This window comes from Hansschlegelia zhihuaiae (assembly GCF_004103825.1).
Classification (GTDB): Bacteria; Pseudomonadota; Alphaproteobacteria; order Rhizobiales; family Methylopilaceae; genus Methylopila; species Methylopila zhihuaiae.
Genome location: NZ_RYFI01000007.1, coordinates 1 through 13011, shown reverse-complemented (window position 1 = coordinate 13011; position 13011 = coordinate 1). Strand labels below are relative to the sequence as shown.

Here is a 13011-nt window from a genome sequence, read left to right as displayed (position 1 = left end):
ATCCCGAGGATGTTCTTTTCTCATCCACACTTGCCGCGCTGCAGTCTGGTGGCGCTTGGAGTTGCCGGCGCTCTTGCGCTCGGCGGCTGCAACTTCAACAACCGAATCGTCAACGACCCCTATCCCACGACCGTCTCGCAGCGCCATCCGATAGTGCTCGCGGAAGGATCGGAGCGCCTGGACCTGCCAATCGGTGCGGGCGCGCCGGGTCTTACGCCTCGCCAACGGGCCGACCTTCGGGCCTTCGCGGCCGCTTGGCGCACGGACGGACGTGGGCCGATTGGCGTGATGACTCCAACAGGCGGCGAGGGGGCCCACGCCCTGCCCGCAATCCGCGCCACGCTCGCCGCCGCCGGCGTGCCGTCTACGCAGATCGTCAGCCGTCGTTATCCTGCCGATGGCGACGAGGTCGCGCTCGTCAAGCTCGGTTACGTCAAGCTCAAGGCCAAGGTGCCGCACAAATGCGGTTATTGGCCAGAGGACCTGGGCTACGGCGGCGCGGACATGTACGGCGCAAGCGAGAATCGCGAATACTGGAACTTTGGTTGCGCCACTCAGGCGAACCTCGCGGCGCAGGTCGCCGATCCCGAGGATCTCGCCCGTCCGCGCGCCGAGACCCCGATCTACGCGGCGCGGCGCCAGACGGTGATCGAGAAGCACCGCGCCGGCGAAGACACAACAACTAATTACCGCCAGGAGGACGCCGTCGTGAGCGACGTCGCAACGCAGTGATGAGCCCGCACGACCAATTCGGCAACTTCGCCGGTTCGGCCGAGACCCACGGAACGCCCGCCGACGTCATCGCGCCGCTGCCGCGGGTCTCGATCCAGGCCTTTTGCGAGACGCCCGAGATCGCCCGGCTGATCGAGCAGGCGACGGGCGACCGCCGCATGGAGAAGGCGCACGTCAAGGTGCAGATGGGCGGCGGGCTCGCGGCTTCCGAGGCCTACAGGAACGCGCCCACGCCGAACGTCATCGTCATCGAAGGCGACGCCCACCGCGAGCGCCTGCTCGAGACGCTCGATCGGCTCTCCGACGTCTGCGACAGCGACACCAAGGTGGTGGTGATCGGCCAGGTCAACGACGTCCTGCTCTATCGCGAGTTGATGCGTCTCGGGGTCAGCGACTATCTCGTGCCGCCGCTCGGGGTGGTCGACCTGGTGCGCTCGCTCTCCGAAATCTTCCGGGCGCCGGGCGCGGATCCGGTCGGCCGCACGATCGCCTTCGTGGGCGCCAAGGGCGGCGTCGGCGCGTCCACCGTCGCCCACAACGCCGCCTGGGCGATGGCGCGGCAGCTCAAGCTCGACACGGTTGTGGTGGATCTCGACCTCGCCTTCGGCACGGCGGGCCTCAACTTCAACCAGGACCCCCCACAGGGCGTGGCCGAGGTGGTGTTCGCGCCCGACCGGCTCGACGCCGCGCTGGTCGACCGCCTGCTGTCGAAATGCACCGAACAGCTCAGCCTGCTCGCCGCCCCGGCGACGCTCGACCGCGTCTACGACTTCCACGAGGACGTGTTCGACCCGCTGCTCGACATTCTGAGGTCGAACGTGCCCTGCGCGGTGCTCGACGTGCCGCATCTCTGGACCGCCTGGTCGAAGCGCGCGCTGATCGCGGCCGACGAGGTCGTGCTGGTCGCGAGCCCGGATCTCGCGAACCTGCGCAACGCCAAGAACCTGATCGACCTGCTGAAGACGGCGCGGCCCAACGACGCCCCGGCCAAGCTTGTCCTCAATCAGGTCTCGATGCCGAAGCGCGCCGAGATCAAGGCCACGGAGTTCGCCAAGGCGCTCGACGTCGAACCGTCGGCGATCATAGGATTCGATCCGCAGCTTTTCGGGACCGCGGCCAACAATGGCCAGATGCTCGCCGAGACCTCGCCGTCGCACAAGGTCAACGACACCTTCCTCGATCTCGCGAAGCGGCTCACCGGCAAGATCGAGGCGAAGCGGTCGAAGCGCAATCTGCTCGACCCGCTGATGGCCCGCATTCCCTGGAAGAAGGCCGGCTGACCTCGGCCGGGTAAGGACGCGACCTATGTTCGGAAAACGCGGATCGACGATCGCGCCGGCGGGCGCCGGCCTCGGCCGGAGCGCCACGACCAATAGCGAGTTCGGCGCTCCGTTGCTCGCCGTCCCGACGCAGCCGGCGCCGCAGCTCGCGCCGTCGCCCGATCTCAGGTCGCCGACCGCGCCGCCGCCCCCGCCGATCGACGTCAAGCGCGGCGAGGACTACTTCCAGACGAAGAGCCGCATCTTCGGCGCGCTGATCGAGGCCATCGACCTTGCCCAGCTCGCCCGTCTCGACGTCGAGAGCGCGCGCGAGGAAATCCGCGACATCGTCAACGAGATCATCGCGATCCGAAACGTCGTGATGTCGATCGCCGAGCAGGAGGAGCTGCTCGAGGACATCTGCAACGACGTGCTCGGCTACGGGCCGCTCGAGCCGCTGCTCGCCCGCGACGACATCGCCGACATCATGGTGAACGGCGCCGAGCGGACCTACATCGAAGTCCAGGGCAAGGTGCAGAACACGCATGTCCGGTTCCGCGACAACGCCCAGCTGCTCAACATCTGCCAGCGGATCGTGAGCCAGGTCGGCCGGCGCGTCGACGAGAGCTCGCCGATCTGCGACGCGCGCCTGCCGGACGGCTCGCGCGTCAACGTCATCGTCGGGCCGCTCGCGCTCGACGGGCCGACCCTCACCATCCGAAAATTCAAGAAGGACAAGCTCACCCTCGACCAGCTGGTGCGCTTCGGCTCGATCAGCCCCGAGGGCGCCGAGATCCTGAAGATCATCGGCCGCGTGCGCTGCAACGTCCTGATCTCGGGCGGCACGGGCTCGGGCAAGACGACGCTGCTCAATTGCCTCACGCGCTACATCGACGAGGACGAGCGCATCATCACCTGCGAGGACGCGGCCGAGCTCCAGCTCCAGCAGCCGCACACCGTCCGCCTCGAGACCCGGCCGCCGAACCTCGAGGGCGAGGGCCAGGTCACCATGCGCGACCTCGTCAAGAACTGCCTGCGCATGCGTCCCGAGCGGATCATCGTGGGCGAGGTGCGCGGACCGGAAGCGTTCGACCTGCTGCAGGCCATGAACACCGGCCATGACGGCTCGATGGGCACGCTCCACGCCAACTCGCCGCGCGAGGCTCTGTCCCGTCTCGAGTCGATGATTACGATGGGCGGCTACTCGCTGCCGTCCAAGACCATCCGCGAGATGGTGTGCACCTCGGTGGACGTCATCATCCAGGCGTCCCGCCTGCGCGACGGCTCGCGCCGCATCACCCACGTCACCGAGGTGATGGGCATGGAAGGGGACGTGATCATCACGCAGGACATCCTGCTCTACGACATCCTGGGCGAAGACCAGAACAAGCGGCTGATAGGCCGCCACCGCTCGACCGGCATCGGCCGTCCGCGCTTCTGGGAGCGCGCCCGGTATTTCGGCGAAGAGAATCGGCTCGCGGCCGCGATCGACGCGATGGACGTCGACTCGCCCTCACGGGTCGCGTGACGCCGTGACGGAGACTGAGGCGCACCGATGATCGACCTAGGCGGAAAGCTTCCCATCGTCCTGCTTGCGGCGGTCGCCGCGGGCGGGGCGGCCTATGCGCTGATCTACCCCTATCTGTCGGGCGCGCTCAGGGTCGAGGCGCGCCAGAAGATGATCGGGCTCGACCGCCGCCAGGCCGCGACGCTCGCGGCCGTCGAGAGCCTGCGACGCGGCCAGGTGGCGGACAGCCTCAAGGCGCTCGACGAGCGCCAGAAGCGCATCAACCGCCCGAGCCTGGCGATGAGGATCGCGCAGGCCGGCCTCGACTGGTCGGTCCAGCGCTTCTACGTCGCGAGCGGCGTCGTCGCCGTGCTGTTGGGCGCGACGCTGATGGTCGTGTCCGGCGACTGGCGGGTCGGCGCGCTCGCGGCCTTCGTGGGCGGCTTCGGCCTGCCGCGCTGGGCGCTCTCCTTCCTGCGCAAGCGCCGCATCAACCGGTTCCTGACGGCCTTGCCCGACGGCGTCGAAGTCATCCTGCGCGGCCTGAAGGCCGGACTGCCGCTCGGCGACTGCATCCGGATCGTCGCCAACGAGGCGCAGGAGCCGGTGAAGTCCGAGTTTCGCAAGATCGTCGAGGAGCAGGCGGTCGGCATCCCGCTCTCCGAGGCGGTCAGCAAGCTCTACGAGCGTATGCCGGTGCCGGAGGCCAACTTCTTCGGCATCGTCATCGCGATCCAGGCCAAGGCCGGCGGCAGCCTGTCCGACGCGCTCGGCAACCTTTCCAAGGTGCTGCGCGACCGCAAGAAGATGAAGCAGAAGATCCAGGCGCTCAGCATGGAGGCGAAGGCCTCCGCGGCGATCATCGGATCGCTGCCGATCCTGACGATCTGCGTCATCTCGGTGACGACGCCGGACTACATGAAGGACATGTTCACGACCAATATGGGCCGCTTCATGCTGGTGATGTCGGCGGCGTGGATGATCACGGGCGTGCTCGTGATGAAAAAGATGATCAATTTCGACTTCTGACGCCGCGGCCGAAGACGGCCGGGCCGAAGCCGCATCAGGGACGTCCGCGCGTGATCGAACTCATCTTCCATGCCGTGAACGATCCGCGCCAGCTGGCCGGGATCTTCGCCGCGATCGCGGCCGTCGCCACGGTCCTCACCCTCGGCATGCCGCTGCTCGCTAACGACCCGCTGGAGAAGCGCATGAAGGCGGTCGCGACCGAGCGATCGAAGATCCGGGCGCGCGAACGCGAGCGTCTGGCGAGGGGCGAGCGCAAAGGCCTCAAGCGCGAGCCCAAGGCCTACATGCAGAACGTCGTGAGCCAGTTCAACCTGGCCAAGCATCTCGGCACCGAGGACGCCAAGGAGCGGCTGCAGCTCGCCGGTTATCGCGGCCCCGGCGCGATGACCGCCTTCCTGTTCTTCCGGATGGTCGTCCCCATCGGCTTCCTGGTCGTCTCGCTGTTCTATCTGTTCCTGATCGAGGATTTCGGCCAGTCGGCCCTTGTGCGCGTCGGAGCGGTGGTCTTCGCCACCTATCTTGGCGTCAAGGCGCCGGAGCTGTTCCTGAAGAACCAGACCCAGAAGCGGCAGACCCAGATGCGGCGCGCCTTTCCGGACGCGCTCGACCTCATGCTGATCTGCGTCGAATCCGGGATGTCGGTCGAAGCGGCGTTCCGCAAGGTGGCGGACGAGATCGGCTCGCAGTCGGTCGCGCTCGCCGAGGAGCTGACGCTGACCATGGCCGAGATGTCCTATTTGCAGGACAGGCGCACGGCCTATGAGAATTTCGGCGCGCGCACCGGGCTCGACTCGGTGAAGTCGGTCGGCACCGCTCTCATCCAGGCGGACAAATACGGCACGCCCGTCAGCCAGGCGCTGCGCGTGCTCGCGCAGGACAGCCGCGACACGCGCATGTCCGAGGCCGAGAAGAAGGCTGCGGGGCTGCCGCCGAAGCTCACGGTGCCGATGATCCTGTTCTTCCTGCCGGTGATCTTCGTGGTGATCCTCGGGCCGGCCTACATCACGGTCATGGCCGTGAAGTGAGGTCGGCTCCGGCGTTCCGCGTTATCCCGGACGGCGCTCGCGCCGATCCGGGATCGTCACCCGGATCGAGCGCTCGACCTTGAAGACGATCCCGGCTCTCCGCCTTCGGCTGCGGCCGGGACGACGTCCGTCCTTCACTCCCTCGCGGGCAGCGTCTCGCTGGGCTCGATGTCGGGCTCGGCCGGCGCGGTCGGCTGGTGCGGGAAGCCCTCGATCGAGCCCAGCGGCTTGGCGTCGCGCTTGATCTCGACCTCGCTCGTCGCCCAGGCGGTCATCAGCTCCGCGAGCGAGCGCAGCGCGTGCATGTGGATGCGCTCATAGCCGTGGCTGGCGTCGACCCCGAAGGTCGCGAGCGCGGTTCGCACGTCCGCGCCGGCCTCGATCGCGGAGGCCGAGTCGGAGCGGTAGTAGCGGAACACGTCCCGCTGGTGGCGGATGTCGTACTCGCGCGCGAGCCGGATGAGCTCGTGGGTGAGGTGATAGTCGAAGGGCCCCGTCTGGTCCGCCATCGCTATCGTCACGCCGAATTCGTCGCTCGCCTGGCCGGGCGCAGTGGTGCCGTTGTCGATCGTGACCATGGCGGCGACGTCATGCGGCAGCACGGCGGCGGCCCCGACTCCCACCTCCTCCGCGATCGACAGCACGAACCAGGTGTCGACCGGCGGCTTCTTGCCGGATTCCACGATGGCCTTGAGCGTCGTGAGCAGGATCGCGACGCCGGCCTTGTCGTCGAGATGGCGCGAGACGATGAAGCCGTTCTCGAGAAACTCGGACTGGGTGTCGATCGCCACCACGTCACCGACATGGAAGCCGAGCCGCTGAAGGTCGGCGACGTCCCGCACCAGCGCGTCGACCCGGACCTCGACGTACTGCCAACCTGTCGGCTGATCGTCGACCTCGTCTGCGAAGGTGTGGCCCGAGGCCTTGAGCGGCAGGATCGAGCCCCGATAGGCGCCCTGCTCGGTGAAGATCGTGACGCGGGCGCCTTCGGCGAAGCGCGCCGACCAGTTGCCGATCGGCACGATCTCGAGCCGCCCGTTCGGCTTCAAGAGCTTCACCTGCGCGCCCAGCGTATCGAGATGCGCGATCAGCGCCCGCGACGGATCCTTGGCGCGTCCCTTGAGCTTGGCGCGGATCGCGCCGCGCCGCGTGACCTCGGGCTCGACGCCGAGCCGCACCAGTTCGTCCACCACCGCGTGGGTGATGGAATCGGTGAAGCCCGTGGGGCTCGGGATCTTGAGCAGCCCACGAAGCTGTTCGGAGAGGTAGTCGATGTCGACGTCGAGACGCGGCATGGATCCCCGGGGTCAGATGGCGCTGAGGGGCGATTCGGAGGGAGACCTCCCTTACCACGGTTCCGCCGTCACGAACCCCCGGGCGGGATTTTGCCGGTCCCGCCTTCGCCTCAGCCCATGCCCACCCTGCGGATCGCCGCCGGCATCGACAATGGGAACAGGAGGTCGATGAAGCGTTCCGCGGTCGGCTGCGGCTCGTGATTGGCGAGGCCGGGGCGCTCGTTGCACTCGATGAACGCGTAGTCCGGCCCGCGCGGCGACTTCACCATGAAGTCGATGCCGCAGACCGGGATGTCGATCGCCCGCGCGCATTTCACCGCAGCCTCGACCAGCGCGGGATGCACCTCGCCGGTGACGTCGTGGATCGTTCCGCCGGTGTGGAGGTTCGCGGTCTTGCGCACCGCGACGATCTCGTGCTCGGGCGCGACGTCGTCGAGCGAATGGCCGGCCTTGCGGACGCAGCGCTCGGTCTGCCCATCGATCGGGATCGAGCTCTCGCCGCCGGTCGCCGCCTGCCGGCGCTTGCTCTGCGCTTCGATTAGCGTGCGGATCGTCGACTTGCCGTCGCCGATCACCCTGGCGGGCCGGCGGATCGCCGCCGCCACCAGCTTGAAGTCGATGACGATGAGGCGCAGGTCCTCGCCCTCGACCATCTGCTCGACGATCACGCGGTCGCAGAAAGCGCGAGCGTGGTCGATCGCGGCCTCAAGGTCGTCCATCGTCTCCAGCCCGACCGAGATGCCTCGGCCCTGCTCGCCACGGGCGGGCTTCACCACGACCTGGCCGTGCTCCTCCAAAAACGCCTTAAGCGCCTCGACGTCGCCGGCCGCCTCGATCTGCTTCGGAACGACGACGCCGGCCTTCTCGACGGCGCGGCGCGTCACAGCCTTGTCGTCGCAGATCGACATCGCGACGCCGGTCGTGAGCTCGGAGAGCGACTCCCGGCACAGGATCGAGCGGCCGCCATGGGTCAGGCGGAAGAAGCCGCCCTCGGCGTCGACGACGTCGACCCCGATGCCGCGCCGTCTGGCTTCGTCGACGATGATCTTGGCGTAAGGGTTAAGTCCCTCGACGCCCGGCTCGCCCACGAACAGGCGCTCATTGATGTAGTTGCGGCGCTTGACCGAGAAGGTCGGCACCCGGACGAAGCCAAGCTTCTCGTAGAGCCCGATGGCGAGGTCGTTGTCGTGCATCACGGAGAGGTCCATGAAGCGCGCCCCTCGCGCCTTGAACAGCTCCGCAAGGCGCCGCGCGAGCGTCTCTCCGACGCCCGGATGCCGCGACTGCGGATCGACCGCGAGGCACCACAGCGACGATCCGCGATCCTCGTCGCCGAAGGCTGCGACATGGTCGACACCCGTCACCGTCCCGATGATCTCGCGGGTCCGGACGTCCTCGGCGACGAGGTGGACGAGCGTCCGGTCCCCGCGCATGCGTTCGTAGAAGTCCGGCCGGGCCGAGACCATCTGGCGCGCGGCGTAGATGCGATTCACCGCCTCTATGTCGTGCGCACTTTCGAGCGCGCGGACGTGGAAGGCGCGCTGGCCGCGCTTCGAGGGCTGGTAGGTCTCGAGGTCGAGCCGGTACATGTGGCTCGGATCGAGGAATAGCTCGAGCGGCGCCTGGGCCAGCAGGACGTGGGGGTCGTCGACATAGACCGCAATGTCGCGCCGATCGGGGCCCTCCTCGCGAAGCGCGTCTGCGAGCGCGCGCGGGTCCGCGAAGGTCTGGCCAAACAGCAGGCGACCCCAGCCGCAGTCGACGATCGCGTCCTTTCGCTGTCCCTGCATCGCTGCGGCCTCGTCATCGCGCAGGTCGGTTTCGCGGGCGGCGACTGCTGGAGCCATCGGGTCAAACGCCTTTCGATCAGTTCAGTTCGCGGGCGACCGAAGACCGCCTTCGTCAGACGCCGTGCGTCTGCAGCCACACCTCGAGCAGGGCGCATTGCCAGAGCTCGGACCCCTTGAGCGGGGTTATGTGCGCCGTCGGATCCTCGAACAGCGCGTCGAGATAGTCTTGGCGGAACAGGCCGCGCTCGCGCGCCGCCCGGCTCCCGAGCGCGTCGCGCACCATCTCGAGGGTCTTGCCCTCGAGATATTTGAGGCCGGGAACCGGGAAGTAGCCCTTGGGCCGGTCCACCACTTCCTTCGGCACGATGTGCCGGGCGAGGTCCTTCAGGACGCCCTTGCCGCCGTCCGCCAGCTTGTGCTGGCCCGGGATGCGGGCGGCGAGCTCGACCAGCTCGTGGTCGAGGAACGGCACGCGCGCCTCGAGCGAATGCGCCATGGTCATGTTGTCGACCCGCTTCACCGGGTCATCGACCAGCATCACGGTCGAGTCGAGGCGGAGCGCCTTGTCGACGGCGTCGTCCGCGCCCGGCGTCGCGAAATGCTCCTCGACAAACGCCCGGGCGTGGTCGGCGCCGCCATATTCATTCGTCACATGGGCGTTGAAGCGGTCGTTGTCGCGGTCGAAGAAGGCCTCGGCGTAGGCCGCGACCGGATCGTTGGAGTCCGCGACCTTCGGGTACCAGTGATAGCCCGCGAAGATCTCGTCGGCGCCTTGTCCCGACTGCACCACGGTGACGTATTTCCGGACCTCTTCGGAGAGTAGATAGAAGGCCACGCAGTCGTGGCTCACCATCGGCTCCGACATCGCCTGGATCGCGCCCGGCAACGCGTCGAGCATCCGGCGCTCCTCGATCATGATCTTGTGGTGCGAGGTCTTGAAGCGGTCGACGATGATGTCGGAATATTTGAACTCGTCGCCTTCCTCGCCGCCGCGCGCCTCGAAGCCGATCGAGAAGGTCTCGATCCTCTCGTGGCCGAGCTCGGAGAGCAGCGCCACCACCACGCTCGAGTCGACGCCGCCCGAGAGCAGCACCCCGACGGGGACGTCCGCCACCATGCGGCGCTTCACGGCGGTGCGGAGGCTGGCGTGCACCTCCTCGCGCCACTCGTCGAAAGACCGCCCGACGTCGGCGGCCGAGCGCTCGTAGGAGACGGACCAGTAGACCATCTCCTTGGTGCGGCCGTCCGGCTCCCAGATCTTGAGGGTCGCGGGCGGCAGCTTCCGGACCCCGGAGAGGATGGTGCGCGGGGCCGGCACCACGGAATGGAACGTCATATAGGCGTTGAGCGCCGCCGGATCGATCGACGTGTCGACCCCGCCGGCCGCGAGCAGCGACGGCAGCGAGGATGCGAAGCGCAGCCGGCCGTTTCCTTCCGACACATAGAGCGGCTTGATGCCGAGCCGGTCGCGGATGAGGATCACGCGGCCGCTGTCGCGCTCATGGATCGCGATCGCGAACATGCCGAACAGCTTATTCGGCAGCTCCGTCCCCCAGGCCTTCCAGCCCTTGACGATCACCTCGGTGTCGCCGTCGGAGAAGAAGGTGAAGCCCTTGGCCTCGAGCTCGGCGCGGAGCTCCCTGTGGTTGTAGATGCAGCCGTTGAAGACGACGGTCAGGCCGAGCGTCGGGTCGACCATCGGCTGCTCGGCCTTTTCCGAGAGGTCGATGATCTTCAGCCGACGGTGGCCGAACGCGACGCGGCCGCGCGACACGATGCCGTCGCCGTCGGGGCCGCGCGCCGTCATGCAGCCCGACATCGCCGCGACGGCCTGGACCGAGGCCGGCTGGCCGAGAAAGGTCGCTTCGCCGCAGATGCCGCACATTTCGCCGTCGCCTCGCTGGGATGTTGTGCGATGCAACGTGGGGCGCGGACGCGCGAAATCGAGTCCGTGGGCATTTCGAGGCATGGCGAAAAGGGAGGCGCCGGCGGATCTTGCAGGAGCGGGCGCCGCGCGATTCCGCGGCGTCGCCAGCCGCAGGGCTTCAGGCGTCCGTGAGGGTCTGCGGGTCTGGCGGACGCTCGGGCAGCCGCAGCAAGACCGGCAGAACGACGAGCGCCACCGCCGCGATCATCGCGCCGGGCGCCAGCGGCGATCCTGTGCGCTCCATGAGCTCGTGGGCGACATAGGGCGCGACGCCGCCGAACACCGCGGTTGCGGCCGTCGCCCCCAAAGCGAGGCCGGTCAGGCGGCCTTCGCCAGGCAGTTGCTCGGCGGTGGCGACCGCGCCGACCGCGCTAACGCCCCCCGCGACGCAGGCCAGCACGACCGCCCCGAACAGCGCGCCAGGGGTCGAGCCGCCGACCATCAGCGAGAACATCGGGACCGGCAGCACCGCGCTCAGCAGGCCGAGCAGCGCGAGCGTCGGCTTGCGGCCGAACCGGTCCGACAGCGCGCCCGCGACCGGGGTCGCGAGGATGACGGCCGCCGCGGCGGCCGTGGACAGGACGAGCGCGTCGCCTTCTCCGAACGCCCCGGTCGAGCTGAGAAAGGCCGGCGCATAGGTGATGCCGACGTAATAGGTGATCGAGCCGAGCGCCGAAATGGCGAAGCCGCGCGCGATGCCCGCCCGGTGGTTGGCCAGCGCGAAGCGCAGCGGGTGGTCGGGCGCCGTGCCGGCGGCGCGCTGCCGCTCGAAGTCCGGAGATTCCTCCATGGCGTAGCGCGCGACCCAGACGACCGCGGCGAGCGCCGCGCCGGCGAGGAACGGGATGCGCCAGCCCCAGGCGTCGAGCGCCGCGGGGCTCAGCGAATGGACGGTCAGAGCGGACAGGCCGACGGCCGCAAGCGCCCCCACCTCGCTCGCCGCGGCCGCCGAGGAGACGATCAGCCCGCGCCGCTCGGTGCGGGCGCCCTCGAACAGATAGGCGACCACGCCGACATACTCGCCCCCGACCGCGAAGCTCGTCACGCAGCGCAGAAGCAGGAGCCCCCATCCAGCCCATGCCCCGATCTCGGCGTAGCTGGGAAGGCACGCGGTGGCGAGCATGGCGGCCGTCATGACGGCGACCGAGAGCAGCATCGCGCGCCGGCGCCCGAACCGGTCGCCGACATGGCCGAACACGATCGCGCCGAGCGGGCGCAGGAGATAGGCGGCCGCAAAGCCCGCCAGCGTCGCGGCGAGCGAAGCCTCGCCGCCGCCGAGGAACACCCGCGAGAGCACCGTCGCGAGATAGAGGTAGAGCGTGAAGTCGTACCACTCGACGATTGTCGAGAACGCCGCGACGGCGAGCGACCTGCGCGAGACGGCGCGAGGCGAGGCGGCGAGCGGCGTCATGGCTCCGTCATCGCCCGTAGAACGCATGGAGGACGAGCGGGCGGGCCGTTCTGACCGTGTTCAGCGCCGCCTGGACGCCGGCGCTCGGTCATACCGGCGCGGGCGACTTGAGTTCATTCACTTTCCTGGTCGCCAACTCGACCATGGCGCCTGTCACGCCTGCTTTGGCCAGTTCGGTGACGACGCCCTGCCACGTCTTCCAGCTGCCGCGCGCCAAGGCGCAGCGCGCCAGATGCTTGGCCGCGTCGTCCTGGCGGCCGAGGCGGATCAAGGTCCGCACGAGACTCATCCGGATTTCGTTCGCCGACTTGTCGATCCGGATGGCGGCCGTGAACGCCCGTTCGGCCTCCTCGAGCCGGCCCGCCTGAAACGCCAGGCCGCCCACCAGGGCGAAGGCGCTCGGCTCGTCCGGACACAGCCGGACCATCTCCGCCGCGATGCTCTCGGCCTCGGCTCCGCGGCCCGCCGCGGCGAGGGCGCCGACATGCATGGAGATGGCGGAAAATCCTTCGCGCACCGACCGGCCGTTTCGAACGGCGTCGATCGCGAGCTCGCCCGCCATCTGGACCGCACGAGCCCGCGCCGCAGGCCACCGGCCGCGGGTTGCCGACCCCAGGCCCTGCCAATAGCGCGCGACGCCGCGGCGGCGGGCTCTGCGGCCGGTCGCCACCAGACGACGCCCGTCCTGCCCGGCCGCTACGCCGAGGACGAGGCGGGCTAGGAGGCCGGCCTCCTGCAGGAATTTTGGCGCGTCGTGCTTCGCGAACGGCGTTGCGATCATGGTGACGGGACGCGTCCTTTCGACGGCGCGATAGTGCGCCATGTCCGTCCCATAGCTCGGGTCCACCACCACGAACACCCGGGCCGTCCGACTGAGCAGATCAGGCAGGGCGAAGAGTTCTGGCGTCCCCTTCATGGCGGACCGCCAGGCGGCCGCCACCGGCAGCTCCGGATCGAGCACCGAATATTGCGGGCAAAGCGCCAGCACATGGTCGGCGTTTAGAGGACCGCTGGCCAGCAAAGCGCCCGCGCCGCC

General features: G+C 68.6%; 10 protein-coding genes. 5 read left to right on the top strand and 5 right to left on the bottom strand.

Annotated features, from left to right (window positions below):
• Positions 1–9: 9 nt before the first annotated feature.
• Genes EK403_RS08560 through EK403_RS08540 form a run of 5 tightly spaced genes read left to right on the top strand, consistent with a single transcriptional unit; the run spans position 10 to position 5552 of the window.
• Complete coding sequence (locus EK403_RS08560; RefSeq protein WP_128777090.1) at positions 10–732, top strand: CpaD family pilus assembly protein; 723 nt, start codon at positions 10–12, stop codon at positions 730–732.
• Positions 732–2012 carry a CpaE/TadZ family protein gene (locus EK403_RS08555; RefSeq protein WP_128777089.1) on the top strand — a complete coding sequence of 427 codons (1281 nt, stop codon included), beginning with the start codon at positions 732–734 and terminating at the stop codon, positions 2010–2012. The genes EK403_RS08560 and EK403_RS08555 overlap by 1 nt, the downstream gene beginning before the upstream one ends.
• A gap of 25 nt (positions 2013–2037) precedes the next feature.
• Entirely contained in the window at positions 2038–3519 is a 1482-nt protein-coding gene (locus EK403_RS08550) for a TadA family conjugal transfer-associated ATPase (protein WP_128777088.1), read from the top strand.
• A 27-nt stretch (positions 3520–3546) separates the two neighbouring features.
• Positions 3547–4527, top strand: a complete 981-nt coding sequence (locus EK403_RS08545) for a type II secretion system F family protein (protein ID WP_128777087.1) — start codon at positions 3547–3549, stop codon at positions 4525–4527.
• A 50-nt stretch (positions 4528–4577) separates the two neighbouring features.
• Entirely contained in the window at positions 4578–5552 is a 975-nt protein-coding gene (locus EK403_RS08540) for a type II secretion system F family protein (RefSeq protein ID WP_128777086.1), read from the top strand.
• A 134-nt stretch (positions 5553–5686) separates the two neighbouring features.
• Here the strand turns inward: EK403_RS08540 and EK403_RS08535 are convergent, their stop codons facing one another.
• From EK403_RS08535 to EK403_RS08515, 5 genes are all read right to left on the bottom strand, one after another.
• Entirely contained in the window at positions 5687–6847 is a 1161-nt protein-coding gene (locus EK403_RS08535; protein ID WP_128777085.1) for an osmoprotectant NAGGN system M42 family peptidase, read from the bottom strand.
• Between the two features lie 110 nt (positions 6848–6957).
• Complete coding sequence (ngg, locus tag EK403_RS08530; protein WP_206659515.1) at positions 6958–8637, bottom strand: N-acetylglutaminylglutamine synthetase; 1680 nt, start codon at positions 8635–8637, stop codon at positions 6958–6960.
• 112 nt (positions 8638–8749) lie between these two features.
• Positions 8750–10522, bottom strand: coding sequence for an N-acetylglutaminylglutamine amidotransferase (locus EK403_RS08525; protein ID WP_128777083.1), 1773 nt, complete (start codon positions 10520–10522; stop codon positions 8750–8752).
• Between the two features lie 160 nt (positions 10523–10682).
• A complete protein-coding gene (locus EK403_RS08520; protein ID WP_128777082.1) occupies positions 10683–11975 on the bottom strand; it encodes an MFS transporter in 1293 nt (430 codons plus the stop codon).
• 88 nt (positions 11976–12063) lie between these two features.
• On the bottom strand, positions 12064–13011 hold a 948-nt coding region (locus EK403_RS08515), incomplete at its 5' end, for a tetratricopeptide repeat protein (protein WP_164919545.1).